The sequence below is a fragment of the Parasutterella sp. genome (genome assembly GCF_057870745.1).
The window spans coordinates 1-20,166 of sequence record NZ_DBMALT010000002.1 but is presented as its reverse complement, the minus strand read 5'-3'; the positions used below and the strand labels follow the sequence as shown (position 1 = coordinate 20,166).

Genomic DNA, 20,166 nt, shown 5'->3' with positions numbered 1-20,166 from the left:
TTTTTCATGGAAACAGATCTCTTCGGAAATCCGGACTCGCCTGACACAATTAAAAACGCTGCGGCGGAAGCCGCTAAAGCGACCCGTAAGGCTGCGCCTAAAGATCAGGCTTCACCTTTGGCGGAACGTCTTCGTCCTAAAACGATTGACGAAGTTGTGGGTCAAAAGCATCTGCTTGGCCCCGGAAAACCCTTGAGAAGTGCATTTGAAAACGCACATCCGCACTCCATGATTTTGTGGGGGCCTCCCGGTGTCGGCAAAACCACGCTTGCCCGTTTGATGGCTGATGCTTTCGGTCTTCCGTTCATTTCGATTTCTGCCGTTCTCGGCGGCGTGAAAGATATTCGGGATGCGGTGGAAAAGGCTACAGCGAATAGAGAAAAAACCGGCCGTTCAACGGTAGTTTTTGTGGACGAAGTACATCGCTTTTCAAAGAGCCAGCAGGATGCTTTCCTGCCTCATGTAGAGAGCGGACTCTTTACTTTCATCGGAGCAACTACAGAAAATCCAAGCTTCGAAGTGATTTCAGCGCTCTTGTCCCGTTCGACGGTTTATGTGCTTGAGTCTCTCAAAGAAGAAGACTTAGAAGAGCTGCTCCATCGTGCGCTTGAGCGCGAATATCTGGGCCTTAAAGTCAATGAAGAGGCTGAGAAAATCCTCATCGGACTTGCTGACGGCGATGCCAGACGCTTCCTGAACGCTCTGGAAGTTTCCGCCACGATGGCAAAAGATCGAGGCATTAAAGTCATTGATGAGAAGTTCGTTCGAGCAGCATTACCTGCAACGATTCGCCGATTTGATAAGGGCGGTGATAACTTTTATGACCAAATTTCCGCTCTGCATAAATCCGTTCGAGGATCAGATCCCGATGCGGCTCTGTATTGGATGTGCAGAATGCTCGACGGCGGCGTGGATCCCTTGTACATTGCACGGCGCTTAATGCGGATGTCGATCGAAGATATCGGCTTGGCTGATCCTCGCGGAATGGAGATCACGACCAATGCCGTTGATATTTACGAAAGACTCGGCTCCCCGGAAGGTGAGTTAGCCCTAGCCAATGCGGTTGTGTATTTGGCCTGTGCTCCGAAGTCAGTCTCGGTTTACAAGGCATTTAATAAGATGAGGGCGTTTGTGAAGCAGGACGGAACTCGTCCCGTTCCGATGCACATTCGCAACGCTCCGACAAAGCTCATGCAAAAAGTCGGAAACGGCGCCGGTTATCGTTATCCGCCGGATGAACCCGGATCCTTTGCCGCCGGCGTTAAATACTTTCCGGATGATATGGACGAGATTCGGGTTTACAAACCTTCGCCCAGAGGCCTGGAAATCAAGATCGGCGAGAAACTCGCTCAGCTTCATGCGTTGAACGAGGAGGTCAGAAGAAGCGGTGATATGCCAAAAGGCAGAAGTGTCGGAACGAAACAGGCCAGCGAACCTGACCCGAACATTCACACCGAATAAAAATAAGTGAGCCTCGCAAAGCGAGGCTCAAGTCTTAATTAAGCGAACATTTCGCTTGAGAGGTAACGATCTCCGCTGTCCGGAAGCAGAACAACTATATTCTTGCCTTTATTTTCAGGCAGTTTGGCAAGCTGTGTTGCGGCGGCTAAAGCGGCGCCGGCAGAAATGCCGACCAAGAAACCTTCTTCTTTGGGAAGTGCCTTGCCGGCTTCATAAGCTTCTTGAGCGCCGATCTTAATAATCTCATCGATAACTTTTGTATCAAGCGTGTCGGGAATGAAGCCTGCGCCGATGCCTTGCAGCTTATGAGGACCGGAGGGTTCTCCGCTCAGGACCGCGGAAGTATCCGGTTCGACCGCATAAATCTTAATGTTTGGATTTTGAGATTTGAGATACTTGCCAACTCCGGTAATGGTACCGCCTGTGCCCACCCCAGCCACGAAAATATCAACTTTTCCTTCCGTATCCTTCCAAATTTCTGGACCTGTTGTCTTGAAATGCGTTTCCGGGTTGACCGGGTTTACAAACTGTCCGGGAATAAAGCTGTTGGGGTTTTCTTTAGCCAGCTCTTCAGCTTTGGTAATAGCGCCTTTCATGCCTTTCTTGCCGTCTGTTAAGACCAGCTCGGCCCCGTAAGCTTTAAGAAGGTTGCGGCGTTCGACACTCATGGTTTCTGGCATCGTCAGAATGATGCGAAGTCCTCTTGCGGCGGCCGCAGCGGCCAAACCGATACCGGTGTTTCCGCTGGTCGGTTCAATGATGACGGTTTTGCTGTTGAGTTTGCCGGCTTTTTCAGCAGCATCAAGCATGGCAAAACCGACGCGGTCTTTTACGGATCCGGCAGGATTGAAATATTCAATTTTGGCAAGGATGTTTGCACCCAGACCGCGTTTGGCGGCGTAACGGTTCAGTTGGACAAGCGGTGTGTTGCCGATAAGTTCTTTAATGGATTGACGAATAGCCATTTTTGATTCCTTTATAAACAAGTGGATGATAAAAAATGATTTATTAAAAAGCCGGAATAACGGCGCCTTTGAAAGTTTTCAATATAAAGTCGTGAATTTGGGGTTGTTGATAAGACTGAATCAACGGTTTTACCCAAGGTTGATTTTTATCCTGTGCTCGAACCACGATGTGATTAACATAGGGGCCGTTCGGATCTTCGATAAGAATTCCGTCTTTGCTTGGATTCAGGCCTGCGGCTGAAGCGTAATTGCCATTGATGGCAGCAGCGTCCAAGTCAGAAAGGGAATGGGGAAGCTGAGCTGCTTCAAGCTCAATTATGTTGTAATGATGAGGATTGCTGACAATATCGAGGGGACTCGAAAGAAGGTTTTTGCTGTCTTTAAGTTTAATAAGTCCCTGAGAAGCAAGAAGGATTAAAGCGCGACCGCCTTGGGAAGGATCATTTGGGATTCCCAGTGTTGATTTATTAGGAAGGTCGCTTAAGTTAGAATATTTTTTAGAATAAAAAGCCATCGGGAAAGTTATAGTTTCGCCGACTGGTACGAGGTCATAGCCTCTATCTCGGTTCGCCGCGTCTAAAAAAGGCTTGGTCTGAAAAATATTTACATCCAGATCACCTGCAGCCAGAGCGGCATTTGGCTGTACATAATCTTGGAACTCAACTATTTTGATATTGAGACCGTTTTTCTTAGCTATCGGAAGAACTTGTTCAAGAATTTGTGCGTGGAGGCCTGCAGTCACACCGATCTTAAGTGTTTTGGTCTGTTCAGAGGCCAAAACAAAGTTTGGTATTAATACTGCAAGAGAAGTTAATAAAATATTTCTACGAAGCATAAAGACACCTTTTGGATTACATAACCCCCCCTGATGTGGCTCAAACAGAACCATAGGGAATTGAGTGATTGGTATGAAAAAAAACGATAAGCGTGTGCTTAATTAAATCAACACATTCGCTGGCAACAAGGACAACAAGAAACACTTAGCAGTGCTTCTAACTTAAATATTGCTGTCCGTGTGTTCATTTGATAATACCTTTTGGGTGATTAACTATGTTCTCGAGCTTCAAGTGCGAAGAAGCTCTCTCTGAACATGAGGATATTTTAGGATCGAAAAATAAAAAAAACGAAAAATAGGAATTTATTTTTTGCCCATTTTGGAAGCCGATTGAAGAAATATCCAAATTAGGCTCCTGGTTAACGGTTCAAGCCAGCATTTTCAAACGGAGAAAAAAGGTTCTTAGAATAACTTCTAAGCCGTTACGCATAGTTCATGTGAGGAAGTGTCCTGATAGCGTACAATCAAACAATTCAATCAATCTAGAAGAGAAATTACATGCTTGATTCAAATCTTCTTCGCAAGAATTTGCCCGAAGTTGTCGCTCGCTTGGCAACTCGTAAATTTCAATTTCCTACCGAAAAATACGAAGCTTTAGAAGGCGAACGTAAAGCGATTCAGACTGAAACGGAAGAACTTCAGGCTCGCCGCAACCAAGTTGCTAAGAAAATCGGAGCTGCTAAAAAGGCCGGTCAAGACGCTACGGAACTTCTGAAGGAAGGCGCAGCTATTGCTGAAGGTTTGGCCGCTTTGGAAGGCAAAAATGCTGCTGTTAAAAAAGCTCTGAATGATCTTCTGTTAACGATTCCGAATCTTCCTGATCCTTCCGTTCCTGTCGGTAAAGATGAAACCGAAAACGTTGAAGTTCGCCGCTGGGGGACACCGCGCGAATTCGATTTTGAAATCAAGGATCACGTTGATGTCGGCGGTCCCTTGGGCCTTGACTTTGACGTCGGCGCTAAGCTTGCCGGTACACGCTTCTGCTTCATGAAGGGCCAGGTTGCTCGTCTCCACAGAGCTTTAGCCCAGTTCATGCTCGACACTCATACTCAGGAAAACGGCTATACAGAGTGCTACACACCGTACATTGCCAATCAGGAGACGCTGATCGGTACCGGCCAGCTTCCGAAGTTTGAAGAAGACCTGTTTGCTGCTAAGAAGGGCGGTCAGGAAGGCGAGGGCGAAATCTTTTATCTCATTCCGACTTCCGAAGTAACTCTGACGAACTCCGTTCGCGGCCAGATGCTTAAAGAAAGCGATCTGCCGATCAAGATTACTGCTCAGACTCCTTGCTTCCGTTCAGAAGCCGGCTCTTACGGTAAAGACACACGCGGAATGATCCGTCAACACCAGTTCGAAAAAGTCGAAATGGTTCGTATCGTCAAACCGGAAGAAAGTTACAAGCACCTTGAAGAAATGGTTGTCTGCGCTGAAGGCATCCTGCAGAAACTCGGACTTCCGTATCGTGTTATTACGCTTTGCACCGGCGACATGGGCTTCGGTTCTGCAAAGACTTATGACTTGGAAGTTTGGATTCCGGCTCAGAACACCTATCGCGAAATCAGCTCTGTTTCTAACTGCGAAGCCTTCCAGGCTCGCCGTATGCAGACTCGCTTCAAGAATGCCCAGGGCAAGACTGAATACGTTCATACACTGAACGGCTCAGGCTTGGCCGTGGGCAGAACGCTCGTTGCCGTTTTGGAAAACTACCAGAACGCTGACGGTTCCGTCACGGTTCCTGAAGTTCTCCGTCCGTATATGAACGGCCTGGCAGTTTTGAAACCTGAAAATCAGAAATAATTCATTTCGTTGAATAGTGACGCTGCTTCGGCAGCGTCTTTTTTACCTGAAAGAAAAATGAAAGAAGACCTCCCCACCATCGCCATCCTCGGCACCGGCGGTACGATTGCCGGAAAAGCCGGATCTGCCTCTGCAACGACCGGTTATGTTCCGGGCTCAGCTACTGTTGAAGATCTTTTAGCCTCTGTTCCCGGGTTAGAAGACATCGCCAACCTTACCTCTGTCCAAGTGTCCAATATCGGCTCTGAAGATATGACGGATGAAATTTGGGCGTGCTTGGTTAAAGAAACAGAGAGTCAGCTGAAAGACCCCGAAGTTGTCGGTGTTGTTATTACGCACGGTACAGACACTTTGGAAGAAACGGCTTTCATGCTCAATCAAGTTTTGAAGAGCGAGAAGCCTGTTGTTCTCGTTGGTTCCATGAGACCGGCAACCTCGATTTCTGCCGACGGCCCTATGAATCTTCTGAACGCGGCGAAAGTGGCGACTACTCCGGAGGCTAAAGGCAAAGGTGTTTTGGTTGTCTTGAATGATGAAATTCACGGTGCCAGAGATGTTATAAAGACCAATACAACCAACTGCGATACATTTGCATCTCCGCGTTTAGGAGCACTTGGTTTTATCACCGGCGGAAGAGTTTCCTTCTTTAAAGAAAGCACCCGTCCGCATACGCTCAAAACTCCATTTACCTCTGAGCTTCTATCTGATCACAAACATCTTCCGATTGTCGACATCATTTACGCTCATTCAAACGGCGACGGTCGTTTGATCAAGGCGGCCATTCAATCGGGCGCTAAAGGTATTATTTATGCCGGTATGGGCAACGGTTCCATCCATTGCAAAGATTTGCCTGAACTTGAGAAGGCCTTGGAAGAAGGAATTCCGGTAGTTCGTGCGTCCCGCTGCGGAAGCGGTGAGGTGGTTGATTCTTCACCTGAATGGACAGAAGCCGGCATGATCAACGCCGGAACTTTGAATCCTCAGAAGGCAAGAGTGCTTCTTCAGCTGTGTTTAGCTGCAGGCTACTGCCACGAAAAAACAGCAGAAGTGTTCTTAAAAGCCTAACTCGCAAGTAATAATCAGTGAATGGGTTGTCTTGAATTTCCGTCTCAACCTTGGAATAGCGTCAGACGCCAACGGCTAAAAGACAGTAGACAAGGACAGCGGAAATCATTTCTCGGAAGCTATTACTACACGAGTTTGAAAAAGTAAAAATTGAAGAATGCTTGAGGCTCAGGGAATTTTAACGAATTTCCTGAGTTTTGGTTATTAAAGATTTACTACAGGAAAATCAAAGGCCGAAAGAACTAACATGCTTTTCCAGCGGCCGCAAAAAGAAGAACCGGCGCTTAAAGCGCCGGTCCGAATCACTTGATTAGCTTAAAACAGCTCCGGAAGTGCCGGAAGAAACAAGCTTGGCGTATCTCGCTAAGTAGCCGGTTGTGATCTTCGGCTGACGAGGCTTCCAGTTCTTACGGCGTTCTTCCAAAACTTCATTCGAGACTTCAAGGTCAAGCTTGTGTTCAGGGATGTTGATGGAAATGATGTCGCCTTCTTCAATCAGGCCGATGGGACCGCCCAGTGCTGCTTCAGGAGAAACGTGACCGATGGCTGCACCGCGGCTGGCTCCGGAGAAGCGGCCGTCGGTAATCAAAGCAACGGTAGAACCTAAACCGGCACCCATAATGGCGGAAGTCGGGGAAAGCATTTCGCGCATGCCGGGACCGCCCTTCGGACCTTCGTAGCGAATAACCACAACATCGCCGTCTTTGATCTTGCCGCCCCAAATAGCCGCAATGGCTTCTTCTTCAGAATCGAAGACACGAGCCGGTCCTTTATGGACAAGCATTTCAGGAGCAACAGCGGAACGCTTCACGACGGAACCTTCAGGGGCGAGGTTGCCGAAGAGGGCGGCAATACCGCCGGTTTCACTGTAAGGTTTGTCGACCGGACGAATGATTTCTTCGTCTTTGTTTTCCGCATCGGCAATGTTTTCAGCAACCGTCTTGCCTGTAACGGTCATGAGGTCTGTCTTGAGGAGTCCTTTCTTATCAAGCTCTTTCATTACGGCAGGAATACCGCCCGCTTCGTTGAGTTCTTCAATAAAGTGGGGGCCGGCCGGAGAGAGATGGCAAAGATTCGGTGTTTTTTCCGAGATTTCATTTGCCAAGTGCATGTCGAGCTTGTAGCCGCATTCATGAGCAATAGCCGGCAGATGCAGCATGGAGTTCGTCGAGCAGCCTAAAGCCATATCGACGGTCATGGCGTTGAGGAAAGCATCGTAAGTCATGATGTCGCGAGGACGGATATTCTTTTCAAGAAGTTCCATCACCTTCATGCCGGCCTGTTTTGCAAGACGGATACGAGCACTTTGAACAGCGGGAATCGTGCCATTGCCCGGAAGTCCCATGCCCAAAACTTCAGTCAGACAGTTCATAGAGTTTGCGGTAAACATGCCGGAGCAGGAACCGCAGGACGGGCAGCATTTCTGTTCGATTTCCGTCAGTTTCTTGGCATCAATCTTTCCTGCCTTGTATGCGCCGACCCCTTCGAAGGCGGAGACAAGAGAGAGTTTCTTCTTACCGATGATGCCGGCGCTCATTGCGCCGCCGGAAACAAGAATAGTCGGAATATTCAAACGAGCAGCAGCCATCAAAAGGCCCGGAACGTTCTTGTCGCAGTTCGGAACCATGACCAAAGCGTCAAAAGCATGTGCAATAGCCATCGCTTCGGTACTGTCAGCGATCAGTTCACGGCTGACGAGAGAATATTTCATGCCTTCGTGTCCCATGGCGATACCGTCGCAAACGGCAATAGCGGGGAAGACGATAGGAACACCGCCGGCAAGGGCAACGCCTTGTTTAACGGCGTCAACGATCTTGTCCAGGTTCATATGTCCTGGAACGATGTCGTTCTGGGAACTCACGATACCGATGAGAGGTTTCTTGAGTTCTTCATCGGTTAATCCCAGTGCATAGAGAAGGGAGCGGTGGGGAGCGGCCTGAGGACCAACTTTTATTTTGTCACTGCGCATTCTTTTAATTACCTATGTAACGATGTGGTTTTTATGAATAATATCGTTTGCTTTACACGATTCTTCGGTATCCGACGATCTTGTTCTTCCAATAGACGCCCGAGAGACTTTCCATTCGAACGTAACCGCCGGAAGAGGGTGCGTGAAGGAAGCGTCCTTTGTCGGCGACTAAGCCCGTGTGAAGTCTTCGGCCGATCCTGAAAACAACAATATCGCCTTGCCGGGCGTTGCGGGCAGCCACCCATTTGCCTGCTTTTGATTGAGCGGCGGTGTGGCGGGGAACGGTAATTCCATGTTTGCCGTAAGCCCAGAAAATGAGACCCGAACAGTCGAAACCGTCCGAGGGAGAAGCTTTCCCGTATTTATATTTAGCTCCGTACTGACTCATTGCGGTTCTGAGGACTTTTGATCCTTCTGAGTTGTCATAGGAGACCGGTTGATAGCTATAACGGTCAGAAGAGAACATCGAGCAGCCGGAAAGCAGGGAGGAAACTGAAGCTAAGAGGATCAGTTTTCTTCGCGTCACGAGCTGTTCAAGCATCTCTTTGGAACTCCTTCGGGTCTTGTTTTAGATACGATTTTAAAATTTTATACGATGCACAATGTGAAAACTGATTGCGGCAGAAGCAATTCGTGAAGTACGGGTAAATTCCCAGAAAAATAAGGTGCAAGTCAGATTTTCAGTCTTAACTTTAGTTATTAACCAATTCTAAAGCTTAGATAATTCCCGCTAAAAACCTGTAAACCGAGAAATCTTCCATTTTTGAAAAATAATCGAAACCTAACTTATAAGCGCCCTGCATGAAAAAATCCCGCCCTCAGACACTGAAGGCGGGAGGAAGGGAATAAGCGGCAAATGGAGGGTTGCGTTATTCACTTATTCCGCGGAGATATTTCTTTTACTTCTACCCCAACAATTAAAGGTTTTTGGCTGCAGATGCACCTGCCTGACGTCCGAAAGTAAAGACGTCAGCGATAGCGTTTCCGCCTAAACGGTTAGCGCCATGGATACCGCCCGTAACTTCACCGGCTGCATACAAGCCATGAATCGGTTTGCCGTCTTTACCGAGAACCTGAGCTTTGGTATTGATGTGTACGCCGCCCATTGTGTGGTGAACAGTCGGAACTTTCTTGCAGGCATACCACGGCCCCTCAACCATCTTGGCGTCGTCGGTGTTCGTAGCAATAAAGCCATACTTGTCAGGTTTGCCTTTGTTTTCGATGGCTTTGTTGTACTCATCGACACTGGCTTTCAGGTGTTCGTAGGGAACATTCATGACCTTGGCCAATTCTTCCAAATTGTTGGCTTTCACGACACGACCGAGCTTAAGCATATCGCTCATTGGGACACCGAAGCTGTTTGTCTTGGATTCGTCCGGGAAACGGAGCTTATTCATGACGAGCCAGTATGTCTTGCCGGGCTGTGCGAAGATTGCATTGCACAAGGTATCTCTCGGAGCGCCTTCGGAAACGAAACGATCGCCGTTTGTATTAACGAACAGTCTGTTTCTGCCGTCTGTGAGGATGTCTTGTATCAAGCCTGTACCAGGAGTTCCGGCCGGATGAAGCTGAATATCTGACAAGCCGATGACGTCTGCACCGACTTTTTCAGCAAGCTGAAGACCGTCGCCTTGAGCAGCTTTGTTGATATTGGTCGTGCCAATGTTCTTATCGAGTTTGACGCTCTTCCAAACTCCTGTGTTAACTTTCTGGCGATATTCAACATTGGCCCCGAAACCGCCTGTTGCTAAAACAACGCTGGGAGCGTCAACAGTAACGGGTTGTTTTCCTTTTCTAAGACCCTTAACGCCGACGACTTTGCCGTCTTTAACAAGAATCTGAGTTGCCGGTGTGTCTGTCAGGACGACAACACGATCCCCGTATTTCTTGAGAACATTTTCGAAGATGTGGGTGTAAGCCCAGCCGGAACCTTCGACGCCATAGTGAGAGCGCTGGCCAAGAGAACCTGTTGCTGCGCCGATTTGGTCTTTGAACTTAACGCCCTGTTTTTCCATCCATTCAACAGTCGGATAAGCGTTGTCTGTCAGATAGTGGACGAGGGCAGGTTCGCTGACGTTATGTCCGCCCTTCATGGTGCTTTCGTAATGAGTCTGGATGGAGTCTTTGATGCCTTGAGCCTTTTGACGTTTGTCATCAACAGCGTTCAAAGCACCGCCGGAAACCTGCGTAGAGCCGCCGAGATAACCCAGTTTTTCGAGAATGACGACTTTCTTTGTACCGTTTTCCAAAGCGGATACTGCAGCAGCAAGTCCTGTACCACCGCCGCCGATGATGGCAACGCTGGCGTTGATGTTAAGAGGTGTAGTCGGAACAGCATCAACCTGTTTGGAAAGAGCTTTCAGTTCATCTGCCGTTGCGCCTGCTTGTTGAAGAGCTTTTCTCACGGCTCCCTTGAGCGCGAAGCTGGAAACGGTAGCACCGGTGACGTTATCTACACCGAGCGACTGCTTTTGAATAATTTCCTGACCGAGCTTGTTTAAGGCAAACTTACCGACTCCGCGAGTTTCCATGTTTGCAGAGCTGTCAATTGCAGTGATTTTTCCTCCCTGAATGGTGACTTTTACAGTCACGGGGGAGTTGTGGCCCAAGGTATCTTCAGTATAAGTACCATCTTTTAGCGCTGCGTTGGCTGTCATCGCAACCGCTAATGAAACGGATAAAGAAAGGACTGTTCTAACAATCATTCATTTTCTCCTCGTGAAATCGGTTTATAAAAACCTCATCACAAGTTTAGAACAAACCGTTTCTTTTTTACATATCCGAGAATTCTCGGATAGAAAAGAAATTAATATTGATTTGCGGCCGACTTTCCTGCGATTCTTCCGAAGACAAACGCATCAAGAATTCCGTTACCCCCAACACGGTTGGTTCCGTGAATCCCAGTTGTTGCTTCACCTGCCGCATAGAGACCTTCGATGGCTAAGTTATTTTCATCTAAAACTCTTGCTTGCGGGTCGATGACGATGCCTCCCATCGTGTAGTGGATAGCCATTCGTGCTTTGGAAGCATAAAAGGGAGGGTGGCTTATCGTTTTGACAAGCATCCAAGGCTCCCTCCCGAAAGAATCCTTTTTGCTCTTTACTGCTTGGTTATATTCGGTGACCGTCCTTTCCAGATTCTCAGGAGAAATATTCATTTTCTGAGCGAGCTCTCTGATGGAATCTGCCTTCCAACCGTAACCCAAAGCCTCGCTTGTCGCCCCGTTTTGCTGGAACCGGGAACAGAGATCCTGAAAACCGTCGCAGTCGACAAGAATGTAAACATCTCCGCCGGGTTGTGAAAGAACTGCGTCTCGCAATTTGTCTCGTAGTCCACCTTCTGCGACAAATCGAAGACCATTCTTGTTTACCAATATATGTCTTTTAACATCAGTGTGATACCCGGATCGATGATTAAAGTGTCCCACCGATCCTAAATTACATTGAATTTCCTTAAGGTCCTTTAGTTGACCGCCGATTTCTTTTACAGCCGGGAAGATATCACCGGTGGCGGATGAAGATCCTGTGTAATTCATACCCTTTAAACGAGGATCCAACTGAGCACAAAGTTTTTGATTGGCAGTAAAGCCGCCTGTGGCAATGATTACTCCGCAACCCGCTTTAAATTCAACCGAGATCTTATTCACTACAGCTTTTACACCGGTAATTCGATTTTTCTTTTCTCCCGAACCTCGTAGGAAGGAAATCGCCTGGGTATTCGTTTTGATTGGAATGCCGCGATCTTTACAAGCCTTAGACAAAAAATTTATGTAACCTCGGCCATGAGACACTTTTGGGTTGTGTCCTCTGGGCCAAAGACCGCCGTAGATTTGAATGACCTCTTCTTTAAAATGGATTGCGTACTTCTCCAGCCATTGGACGGTCGGAAGGACGTTTTCGACCATTACTCTTATAAGTTTTGGTTTCCGGTTTTGGGGCCTGCATCATAAGTTTGCTTGAAGAAGAGGTCGTTTGAATCGTCAATTCCAACAAGTTTTTGCCTTTCCGGGTCAGGCGCGTTTATAAGCCCGGTAGAAAGGAGGCTGTTGCCTCCGATAACGGGCATTTTCTCAAGAATAATGACGCTTTTTCCATAATCAGAAGCAGTCAATGCGGCAGCGAGACCGGCAGCTCCGGAACCAATGACTATTACGTCTGCCTCAAAATTATCAGTTTCTGCCGCATGCAGGAACAGAGGAGAACAAAGCAGTCCGAAAGTCAGAAAGTTAAATTTTCTTCGATTAAGTGTTATATCTCATATGTTTTCCTAACTTTCTAGAACTTTCAGAAATTCGACGAGTTCGGCAACGTTTCTGACGGAAAGTTTGTGACAAGCGACACTGCGATGCTGTTGAACTGTTTTTTCTGTGATATTCAAATCGGCGGCGATTACTTTGTTTAGTTTTCCCTGAGCTACTAGGCGAACGACTTCTTTTTCCCTTGGGGTCAGAGAGTCGAAAACTTCTTTTTGAATCGTTTTCTGATTAGCTATAAGGTGATTTTCAATGCTTAGCTTGACGGCTGCCTCAATGGTTTCCGTTAACTTCTTTTCATTTGAAGGCTTCAAAAGATAATTGAAAGCACCTTTTTTAACTGAGTCCACAGCCATCTCCACATCACCGTGCCCGGTTAGGAAGATGATGGGGAGTTGGAAATTTTCCTTGATCAGGATGTCATGAAGCTCTAGGCCGCTGATTTTCGGCATTCTGATGTCTAAAAGCAGGCAGCCGTCCTCGTCGTTCTCTTTATATTCCTTTAAAAACAATTCAGGATCATTCCAGATTCGGACTTCGTAACCCAGTGCCTCTAAGAAGAACTGAAGTGACTTACATGTCGCCCGGTTGTCATCAACGATTCGTATCAATACCTCAGGATTTTCTAAGGGATTTTGAAGAACCCTTCTTTCCGTGGCCTCAAGAATGACAGTCATTGTTAAATCCCTTATCCAGAGGGAGCTCTAAAGTAAAAATAAGTGTGTTTCTATCGTTTTGGTGTGCTTTGAGGTTGCCGCCGTGCGATTCAGCGATCTTTTGACAAAGACTTAATCCAAGCCCAAGACCGTTTTTCTTGTTTGAAATCCCGGGAGTAAATATCTGAACTTCTCGGGGTTGCGTACACTCAAATCCGTAACCCCGACTCTAACCTTAGCCTTTTAGGAAGGTCATAAGTTCCTCATAGCTTCGGCCGCTTTTGCGGAGAGCCGACAAGATTTCGGCGGCTTGGGCGGTTTGCAGCTCCTTCTTCATAGCCAGCAGCTCTCGGGATTTCCTTTCATATCGCTCCTTTAACTTTACGAGGGCCGCCTCTGTTAATTTAATCCTGGATTTCAAAGTTTTAGTACGCATCATCGCAGATCTCTCCGTCCTCGTAATCTTCATCCTCAAGTTCTGCTTTCTTGGCTTTCGTCTTGAGGATTCTTGCAATTTGATTGGCGTACACCTGTACGTCTTCCAAGCTGATGCCAAAGGAAGACAGGATGGTTTTTTGTGTTTTAGTAATAGCGTGGTGCAGCTGATAATCCCCCTGACCGAGTTTTACTATCTCCAGTTTATTAAGTTCAACACCTAAGTTTGGCAGATTCTGATTGACCTTCTGGGCGGCAACGCCCATGAGGTCTATATTTTGGCCCTTTGCTTATTTATTTACTTGTAGATATATAGTAGATATGTTATAATTGAACTCAATATTTGAGGTGGTCTATGTATGTCTCTACTTGCAAAGGCGGAGCCAACGGGCAATACACTTATGTCCGGCTCATGGAGTCTTATCGGGATGAAAACGGAAAGGTCAAGCACAAAGTCGTGCAGAACCTGGGACGGCTCGACATCCTTTCTCAGTCAGATCCGAATTATTTGGAAAATTTAAAGAAGAAGTATCAGGAAGACTATGCGGAAAAGAATCGCCTTCAGTCGCTCAATCGACTCGCACAAGTTCAGAGCCTGCTTAGTTTTGACAAGAATTCTTCTGCCGGCGCTCCGCTCCCTCTGCTGCAGTACGGGCATTACCTCTTAAAAAAGATCTGGGACGATCATCTTCATTTGGATAGAAAGTTCAAAGACATACAGCACAGACAAACAAAAGCAAAATTCGACTTAAACGCTGTCGTCTCCTACCTCTGCTTCTTGAAAATTCTTGATCCGCACTCCGTTTTTTACTCATTCGGAGATCAGGATGGTTTCTTAGGAGCCCCTGTCCAAGGCATCGGTTTAGACAGTTACTACAACTCTTACGATTATTTGTTTGAGCACAAGGACTCGATCATGAAATTCTTCAATCGCTCAATCAATAATCAGCTTGGGAAAACAAAGGCTACGTTGATTTTTTATGACGTGACCAATGTCTACTTTGAAACGGCGCTTACTGACATGGAATGCGGCAGACAGCAGATGGACTTCCAAGACCGACTTCAGGAAGAGGTGCAGCTGGCCTATGAAAGCGGCGAGCTGGATGCTGCATGCTTTGACAAGGAAGGAAGACTGGTGCCCGGCCAAAAAACGGATGATTTCATTAAGAAAATTCAGGCTCAGAAAATCGAATACCTTCGAATGAGAGGTCCTTCAAAAGAGCATCGCTTTGACCTTCCGTTAACGTCCATCGCGTTGGTAATTAACGAAGAAGGAATTCCGATTGACTTTTATGTCTACGCCGGAAACGCATCCGAATTCAAAACTATGGCTGCTTCGATTGAATCTCTGAAACAGAAATACAACGTTAAAGAGAGCATCGTGGTAGCCGACCGGGGTCTTAATTCTGCAGCGAACTTAAAGATGCTGCAAAGCAACGACCTCGGGTTCCTGATGGCACAGAAAGTAAGCAATCTGGATCAGAAGACTACAAAAGCAATGTTCGATCCTGAAGGTTATGTCCCTATCATCAGGCAGGGAGAGGAAGTCGCCCGCTTCAAGGTCGTAAAAGACTGGACTAAGAAAGGAAAGCGCAAGGCTGAAGATACGAAATGCACTTTAGTTCTGACCTTTGATAAGAAGAGACAAAAACGGGATCTGGCAGTGCTCGAAGTCTGGAAGCAGCTCGTGCTGAAGAAACAAGCTCAGGGAATAAAAGTTAAACCCAAGAGCTCCGGCTGGGCTTCCATTGCAAAAACTTCGGAAAAAACAGAGGCGAGAATAGAAGGAATTGATGAAGAGACGTTTGAAGCTAAACGCCGTCTTGCCGGGTACGCTGCCCTCGTTTATAAAAACGCCCCCAACTGTCAGGACAATGACGCTGTGCCGGACGGACGCCTGGCCGCTGCCTATCACGAGCTTAACCAGATCGAGAGCTGCTTCCGAATTATGAAATCTCATCTGGGCTTACGGCCCATGTACGTAAGGAACTCAAATCACATTAAGGGCCACATCCTCATTTGTGTGATTGCGTTGGGGATTCTGAAACTGCTGCAGTGGAAATTGAATAAATCAGGAACTCCGCTGACAATCCCGGAAATCATACGTGCATTGAATTCTGCGACGACCGTACCCATAAAAAGCGGTGATGAACTAATGTTCCTGCAGTGCTCGAGACCGCAAAATATCAGGAAGGGCTTAGAGAGACTGAGCCAAGAAGAACTTAAGGCTGAACTTGCAAAACGCAGAAAGCAGCCAAATCAGCTCGAAATACTCTTTAAGACAGTGGGACTTGTGCCTCCGGCACGCTTAGTTAATCTCAAAGAGATGGGGCGCTGCTTAGGAGTAAGACTTACAACAGAGGAGGCAATTCCGGAATTGATTAAAGACATGCTCTAGCATGTACACAAGACAATAATTTTAAAAAGCTCTGAACTCGCTGATAATCAAAGAGTTGAGAGCTTTTTATTTGCCGGAATCTGCCAAACTCGGGTTTTAGTACGCATCATCGCAGATCTCTCCGTCCTCGTAATCTTCATCCTCAAGTTCTGCTTTCTTGGCTTTCGTCTTGAGGATTCTTGCAATTTGATTGGCGTACACCTGTACGTCTTCCAAGCTGATGCCAAAGGAAGACAGGATGGTTTTTTGTGTTTTAGTAATAGCGTGGTGCAGCTGATAATCCCCCTGACCGAGTTTTACCATCTCCAGTTTATTAAGTTCAACAATAGCGGCCGGCACCGTCATGTAGTTGCGTCTAATGTTTAGCTTGAGCATTTGGTGCTTGAGCAGCGAGTAAATCCGATTTCTTATAATCAGAGCCGTGAAGCCGATGAGCGTCTTTGCATCTAAGGCCGCGTTCGAACAAATCCGCAAACTCTTTGAACCAAGGTAGGACTTATCCGCTCTAAAGAGTTTCTCCGTGCTGTCCCGTCCCTTATAGAGAAGATAGGCGTCCTGAGCTGACATCTCCTCTGAAGTAATGATGCTGAAGTAACCGCACAAATCCAATTCTTGCTCGATTACCTCCGGGCGTTCTCGTGCAAAGAGAAGCTCTTTATTTTTGCCGTAATGGAAGTCGAAGTAGTGTTCGTACCTTCCGCCGAAGAGGACCTGTTTTCCTTCCATTTTCCGGATCTCCTGCTTCATCTTCTCCAGAAGATTCTCAAGCTTTTCCCTCTCGCCGGCCGCTTTCCCAGAACTGTAATAAAGATGGAAATACCTTTGATGTTCCTTCTCCATGCCGGGGATCGCTGCTTTCACACTTGTTCCGTAAACATGGTAAGCGCTGATAAAGCAATCCCGCTTAGATTCAAATCTGTGTCTATGTTCTTTGATGATTGAGCTTACAAGCTGTTTGCAGCCCTTGACCATCATGACGAAGGGACATTTCTTTTCATCAAGACAGCGGATATTGTCACGGCTGAAGTAACCCCTATCGAGAATAAAACCCATCCTCTTATAACCGTAGGCTGTCACTTTGTCGATGACATACTTAAGCTGAGCGACATCAGTTACAGAACCGGGATATTCTTCATAAAAAAGAGGAACACGATTGTTCTGATCGAAGACCAGGGAGAGGTTAAAGACGGGCAGTCCTTTGTCATCCTTCGGTTTGCCGTATTCAACGATGTTCAAATCACCGGCCTGACTGTTCTTATTGGTGGAGTCGTAGGAGATATATACCTTAGCTTGGTGGTCTTTATCCTCGTTCCAGTCATCGAGAAAGCCAAAGATCTGATCCTTAGTTACCGAGGAGAGAAAGCGCGAGAGCTTAGAGTCGCTGACCAAACGCATTCCTTCGGTAAACAGAGGATGGTTGAATGCGTACCCGGGATAGTATTGGCCGACATTATCTTCTGTGACAATCATGTAAGCGGCTAAGTCCAGAAAGAGGCCGGCATCCTTGCCGAACCAGTCGGAAGCGATTTTATCGAGCTTGTAATGCTTGATGATTTTATCGATGACAATGAAGCTGCCGATTTCCAGAGCGCAGCTCCTAAGAGAGTTTTCTTCGGTCGGTTCGACTTTATCAACAGTCTGGGGAAAGAGTTCGAAGAACTTTTCGTTGGGATACATTTTCTCCGGATCGTTAGGGTCAGCCTTGCCGATGACTACTCGGTGAGGAACATTGTATTTTTTAGCGGCGTTATAAGTACGCCCGATTTCATAAAGGATATAGACCGTCTTGCCGGCCTGAGTCTTTCGAGTTTGAGTTGTAATCTTTCCCTTCTCGTCAGGGGTGGAAACGAGAAAATCCTTAAACATAACGACCTCATAATTGAGTCTAGCGCTAGACTCAATTATAGCAAAAGAAAATTAAAAATGCAAGAATTTTTATATAGAAAATTAAGAACTTAGAAAATAAATTGGGACTTGAGGCCAAATCTCATGAGAAGTTCAGATTCTGACTTTTATATTTCGTCTACACGTTGAATAAGTTTTATTGAGCAAAAGATTTGGATTTTTAGCCGCCGATTTGGGAAAGTAAGAGGACAGAGAGAGTTTACGAGCAATGGCTGAAAAAGAAATTGCCGCGTAAAGCGGCAATCCCAAACACGATTAAGTGTTCAAATTATTATTTAGCAGGAGCTTCTTCTCTTTTGGCTTCTGCTTTAGTGGCCGGAGCCTGATCCTGAACCATAACAGTAGAGAGCTGGCAAAGACGCATATGGAAGTCGTCAGCTTTGGCCGGGTCGATGGGCAGACCGCCGTCAGTGAAGACCTTCAGGACTTTGTTGAAGTCTGCGAAGATGTCGCCGCGAGCGAAAGTGTGCTCGTGATGGCCGCCGATCATGTCAATCCAAGCAAAAGTAACGGTGAAGACGTTGTCTTTACGCTCGAATCCGAGGAAAGAAACGTCGCCGGGATTCATTTTTGCTTTTAACTGCTCAGGGGGGACCGAGGCTTTAACATTGCCGAGAGGTGCTGTCATTTTTACTCCTTTCTAAAATGAATCGTTATCTTATTTCAACTGATTCAAAAATACAATTTTTTTCAAAAGGGTAAGCGTTTTCTCTCACTCACTCCTCCCGCTTATTAATGGTTTTTAACCACGCTTCGGCTTGGTTGGGTGAATATACGCTTTGCGTAATCGGATCCGCTTTGAAAGAATCTTCTTTTGCAATGGCCATGGTCAGCGCTTCCGTGGCGAGCTGAGCCATGGTCACGTACCAGAACTGGCCGGCCACGGTCGGAGAATAGACTTCTCCTGATTTTTCAAGGAGGCCAGCTTTAATCCATTGATCCATGACGGGTTTTAGCGGCTTTTCAATATCGACGCTGAAGTTGTCACCGATCTCTTTCAAATTGAAGGGGCCGGATTCCACGCTGCTCGCCAAAGTTCTCATCAAGTGCCAGTGTTCCTGCGGCTTCATCATGACAAAGACCGGCTTGAGTCCTTTTTCAACCATTTCTGACCATTTGGCAAGTTTGCGCTCCTGCATCCAGCTGTAGCCGAAAAGTTTTCCGCCGGCTCCGCAGCCGAAGGGAAGGCAGTCACTCGGACCTTTTGCCAAACGGTTGTAGAGATTCCTTTCAAGCGGCGTTCTGGCCCAATGGGTATTCGTCAGACGATGCCAATTGGGATGAGCAGAAAAATACTCAACGCTTTCAGCATACATGTCGGCGGCTTCAGCAAGCGTCGCTGCCGGATCACAAAGACCGGATTTGATGCGGGTGTTGAGCGGCGATTTCTCAAAGACATTCAGCTGGTAGCAGTCCACACCATCAATCGGAAGCTCGGAGACGATCTTTAAATCGTCTGTCCAGACTTTTCCTTTTTGTCCCGGGAAGCCGAAGAGGAGATCGATCACTACGGCAAGATTGTCGATGGCTGAGATTTCCTCAAGTCGACGAATAATGTATTCAGGGGAATCGAGGCGCTGCATTTCTTTGCGGATATCGGCGTTGAACGTCTGCACCCCTATAGAAAGTCGGTTAACGCCTCCTTCGACGCAGGCGGAGAGCTTCTCATCAGTTAGTCCGTGAAGTCTTCCTTCGAAGGTAATTTCGCAGTTATCCGTAAGCGGAAGATTCTTTCTGGCGGTTTCAAGAATCTTTTTAATATTGTGGGGCTCTAAAGCTGTTGGTGTCCCCCCTCCGAAATATAAAGCCTTAATCGGGGCAGAGTTTTGGGCAGCTCGTTGATTCCAAAGCTCAAACTCTTTAATAAGTGTATTCGCGTAAGCATCCGCTGCTTCCGAAGAATATGGATTCTGATAAAACATGCAGAAAAGGCACCGGCTTTCACAGAAAGGGATGTGAACGTAAGCAATGCCCTCCGTTTGTCTTAGTTCAAAAGACTTCTTTTCTAGGAAGTTTCTAGCTGAGTTCCAGAGCATCGGAATACCGAACGGCCCGGCATGAACCGTCGCCTTAGCTGGAAAGGCTTTGTGCAGCGCATCGGTTTCATCTGCAAAGAATGCAGAGTAACTTCTCTTCTTAATTAGTATGTTTTTTAGCAGTCGGACACCGGTTTCAAAGGACGGCATGACTAATCTCCGGACGAGGTTGATTCTTTTGAGGCAATTATCTCAAATCACAGAAATGATATCGATAATTATTTGCAGAAACTATTGAACGAGAAATTGCAACTGAATCAATACTTATGCATAGATCGCATTGATCTTAATCACTACTGTCCAAAATAAATTTGAACGATTGACATAGCCCCAATGCAAACATGCTGGCGATCCGATAAAGTTGATTTTTGCGAAATAAACAAACGGAA

The 20,166-nt window shown here is 46.8% G+C and carries 15 protein-coding genes and 1 pseudogene; 4 read left to right on the top strand and 12 right to left on the bottom strand.

Annotated features, from left to right (window positions below; translation table 11 throughout):
- Positions 1-6 precede the first annotated feature (6 nt).
- Positions 7-1,461 carry a replication-associated recombination protein A gene (locus ACZND6_RS00900; protein ID WP_008811924.1) on the top strand — a complete coding sequence of 485 codons (1,455 nt, stop codon included), beginning with the start codon at positions 7-9 and terminating at the stop codon, positions 1,459-1,461.
- A gap of 38 nt (positions 1,462-1,499) precedes the next feature.
- Here the strand turns inward: ACZND6_RS00900 and cysK are convergent, their stop codons facing one another.
- Both cysK and ACZND6_RS00890 read right to left on the bottom strand, forming a co-directional pair.
- Positions 1,500-2,426, bottom strand: coding sequence for a cysteine synthase A (gene cysK, locus ACZND6_RS00895; protein WP_489524287.1), 927 nt, complete (start codon positions 2,424-2,426; stop codon positions 1,500-1,502).
- Between the two features lie 43 nt (positions 2,427-2,469).
- Positions 2,470-3,261, bottom strand: a complete 792-nt coding sequence (locus tag ACZND6_RS00890) for a MetQ/NlpA family ABC transporter substrate-binding protein (protein ID WP_008811926.1) — start codon at positions 3,259-3,261, stop codon at positions 2,470-2,472.
- 498 nt (positions 3,262-3,759) lie between these two features.
- Here ACZND6_RS00890 and serS point away from each other — a divergent pair, with 498 nt between their 5' ends.
- Complete coding sequence (serS, locus tag ACZND6_RS00885) at positions 3,760-5,061, top strand: serine--tRNA ligase (protein ID WP_008811927.1); 1,302 nt, start codon at positions 3,760-3,762, stop codon at positions 5,059-5,061.
- Between the two features lie 9 nt (positions 5,062-5,070).
- A complete protein-coding gene (locus ACZND6_RS00880; RefSeq protein ID WP_370826283.1) occupies positions 5,071-6,126 on the top strand; it encodes an asparaginase in 1,056 nt (351 codons plus the stop codon).
- 310 nt (positions 6,127-6,436) lie between these two features.
- Here the strand turns inward: ACZND6_RS00880 and ilvD are convergent, their stop codons facing one another.
- The 7 genes and pseudogenes from ilvD to ACZND6_RS00845 all read right to left on the bottom strand — a co-directional run bounded on the left by ilvD (position 6,437) and on the right by ACZND6_RS00845 (position 13,704).
- Positions 6,437-8,095 (bottom strand): dihydroxy-acid dehydratase, encoded by a 1,659-nt coding sequence (gene ilvD, locus ACZND6_RS00875; protein WP_489524286.1) that lies wholly within the window; start codon positions 8,093-8,095, stop codon positions 6,437-6,439.
- A gap of 52 nt (positions 8,096-8,147) precedes the next feature.
- Positions 8,148-8,636: a C40 family peptidase gene (locus ACZND6_RS00870; RefSeq protein WP_040603482.1), complete on the bottom strand. Its 489-nt coding sequence runs from the start codon at positions 8,634-8,636 to the stop codon at positions 8,148-8,150.
- Between the two features lie 376 nt (positions 8,637-9,012).
- On the bottom strand, positions 9,013-10,800 hold the full coding sequence (locus tag ACZND6_RS00865; RefSeq protein ID WP_418806550.1) for a flavocytochrome c: 1,788 nt from the start codon (positions 10,798-10,800) through the stop codon (positions 9,013-9,015).
- Positions 10,801-10,901: 101 nt separating this feature from the next.
- Positions 10,902-12,238 (bottom strand): annotated as a pseudogene (locus ACZND6_RS00860) (FAD-dependent oxidoreductase).
- Between the two features lie 123 nt (positions 12,239-12,361).
- On the bottom strand, positions 12,362-13,024 hold the full coding sequence (locus ACZND6_RS00855; protein ID WP_489524285.1) for a response regulator transcription factor: 663 nt from the start codon (positions 13,022-13,024) through the stop codon (positions 12,362-12,364).
- Positions 13,008-13,172 carry an ATP-binding protein gene (locus ACZND6_RS00850; protein WP_489524312.1) on the bottom strand — a complete coding sequence of 55 codons (165 nt, stop codon included), beginning with the start codon at positions 13,170-13,172 and terminating at the stop codon, positions 13,008-13,010. The genes ACZND6_RS00855 and ACZND6_RS00850 overlap by 17 nt, the downstream gene beginning before the upstream one ends.
- Before the next feature lie 256 nt (positions 13,173-13,428).
- Entirely contained in the window at positions 13,429-13,704 is a 276-nt protein-coding gene (locus tag ACZND6_RS00845) for a hypothetical protein (protein WP_489524284.1), read from the bottom strand.
- Positions 13,705-13,793: 89 nt separating this feature from the next.
- Between ACZND6_RS00845 and ACZND6_RS00840 the strand changes: the two genes are divergently transcribed.
- Positions 13,794-15,836, top strand: coding sequence for an IS1634 family transposase (locus ACZND6_RS00840; protein WP_489524283.1), 2,043 nt, complete (start codon positions 13,794-13,796; stop codon positions 15,834-15,836).
- Positions 15,837-15,932: 96 nt separating this feature from the next.
- Here the strand turns inward: ACZND6_RS00840 and ACZND6_RS00835 are convergent, their stop codons facing one another.
- The 3 genes from ACZND6_RS00835 to hutW form a co-directional block, all read right to left on the bottom strand.
- Positions 15,933-17,702, bottom strand: a complete 1,770-nt coding sequence (locus ACZND6_RS00835) for an IS1634 family transposase (RefSeq protein ID WP_489524282.1) — start codon at positions 17,700-17,702, stop codon at positions 15,933-15,935.
- Positions 17,703-18,012: 310 nt separating this feature from the next.
- Positions 18,013-18,369: a hypothetical protein gene (locus ACZND6_RS00830; protein WP_418806230.1), complete on the bottom strand. Its 357-nt coding sequence runs from the start codon at positions 18,367-18,369 to the stop codon at positions 18,013-18,015.
- 88 nt (positions 18,370-18,457) lie between these two features.
- Complete coding sequence (gene hutW, locus ACZND6_RS00825; protein WP_489524281.1) at positions 18,458-19,927, bottom strand: heme anaerobic degradation radical SAM methyltransferase ChuW/HutW; 1,470 nt, start codon at positions 19,925-19,927, stop codon at positions 18,458-18,460.
- Between the last annotated feature and the right edge of the window lie 239 nt (positions 19,928-20,166).

Coding starts and splice junctions, on each gene's coding strand:
- ACZND6_RS00845 (WP_489524284.1), bottom strand. CDS start 13,704: ATGGGCGTTGCCGCCCAGAAGGTCAATCAGAATCTGCCAAACTTAGGT.
- ilvD (WP_489524286.1), bottom strand. CDS start 8,095: ATGCGCAGTGACAAAATAAAAGTTGGTCCTCAGGCCGCTCCCCACCGC.
- serS (WP_008811927.1), top strand. CDS start 3,760: ATGCTTGATTCAAATCTTCTTCGCAAGAATTTGCCCGAAGTTGTCGCT.
- hutW (WP_489524281.1), bottom strand. CDS start 19,927: ATGCCGTCCTTTGAAACCGGTGTCCGACTGCTAAAAAACATACTAATT.
- ACZND6_RS00855 (WP_489524285.1), bottom strand. CDS start 13,024: ATGACTGTCATTCTTGAGGCCACGGAAAGAAGGGTTCTTCAAAATCCC.
- ACZND6_RS00865 (WP_418806550.1), bottom strand. CDS start 10,800: ATGATTGTTAGAACAGTCCTTTCTTTATCCGTTTCATTAGCGGTTGCG.
- ACZND6_RS00900 (WP_008811924.1), top strand. CDS start 7: ATGGAAACAGATCTCTTCGGAAATCCGGACTCGCCTGACACAATTAAA.
- ACZND6_RS00830 (WP_418806230.1), bottom strand. CDS start 18,369: ATGACAGCACCTCTCGGCAATGTTAAAGCCTCGGTCCCCCCTGAGCAG.
- ACZND6_RS00870 (WP_040603482.1), bottom strand. CDS start 8,636: ATGCTTGAACAGCTCGTGACGCGAAGAAAACTGATCCTCTTAGCTTCA.
- ACZND6_RS00835 (WP_489524282.1), bottom strand. CDS start 17,702: ATGTTTAAGGATTTTCTCGTTTCCACCCCTGACGAGAAGGGAAAGATT.
- cysK (WP_489524287.1), bottom strand. CDS start 2,426: ATGGCTATTCGTCAATCCATTAAAGAACTTATCGGCAACACACCGCTT.
- ACZND6_RS00890 (WP_008811926.1), bottom strand. CDS start 3,261: ATGCTTCGTAGAAATATTTTATTAACTTCTCTTGCAGTATTAATACCA.
- ACZND6_RS00840 (WP_489524283.1), top strand. CDS start 13,794: ATGTATGTCTCTACTTGCAAAGGCGGAGCCAACGGGCAATACACTTAT.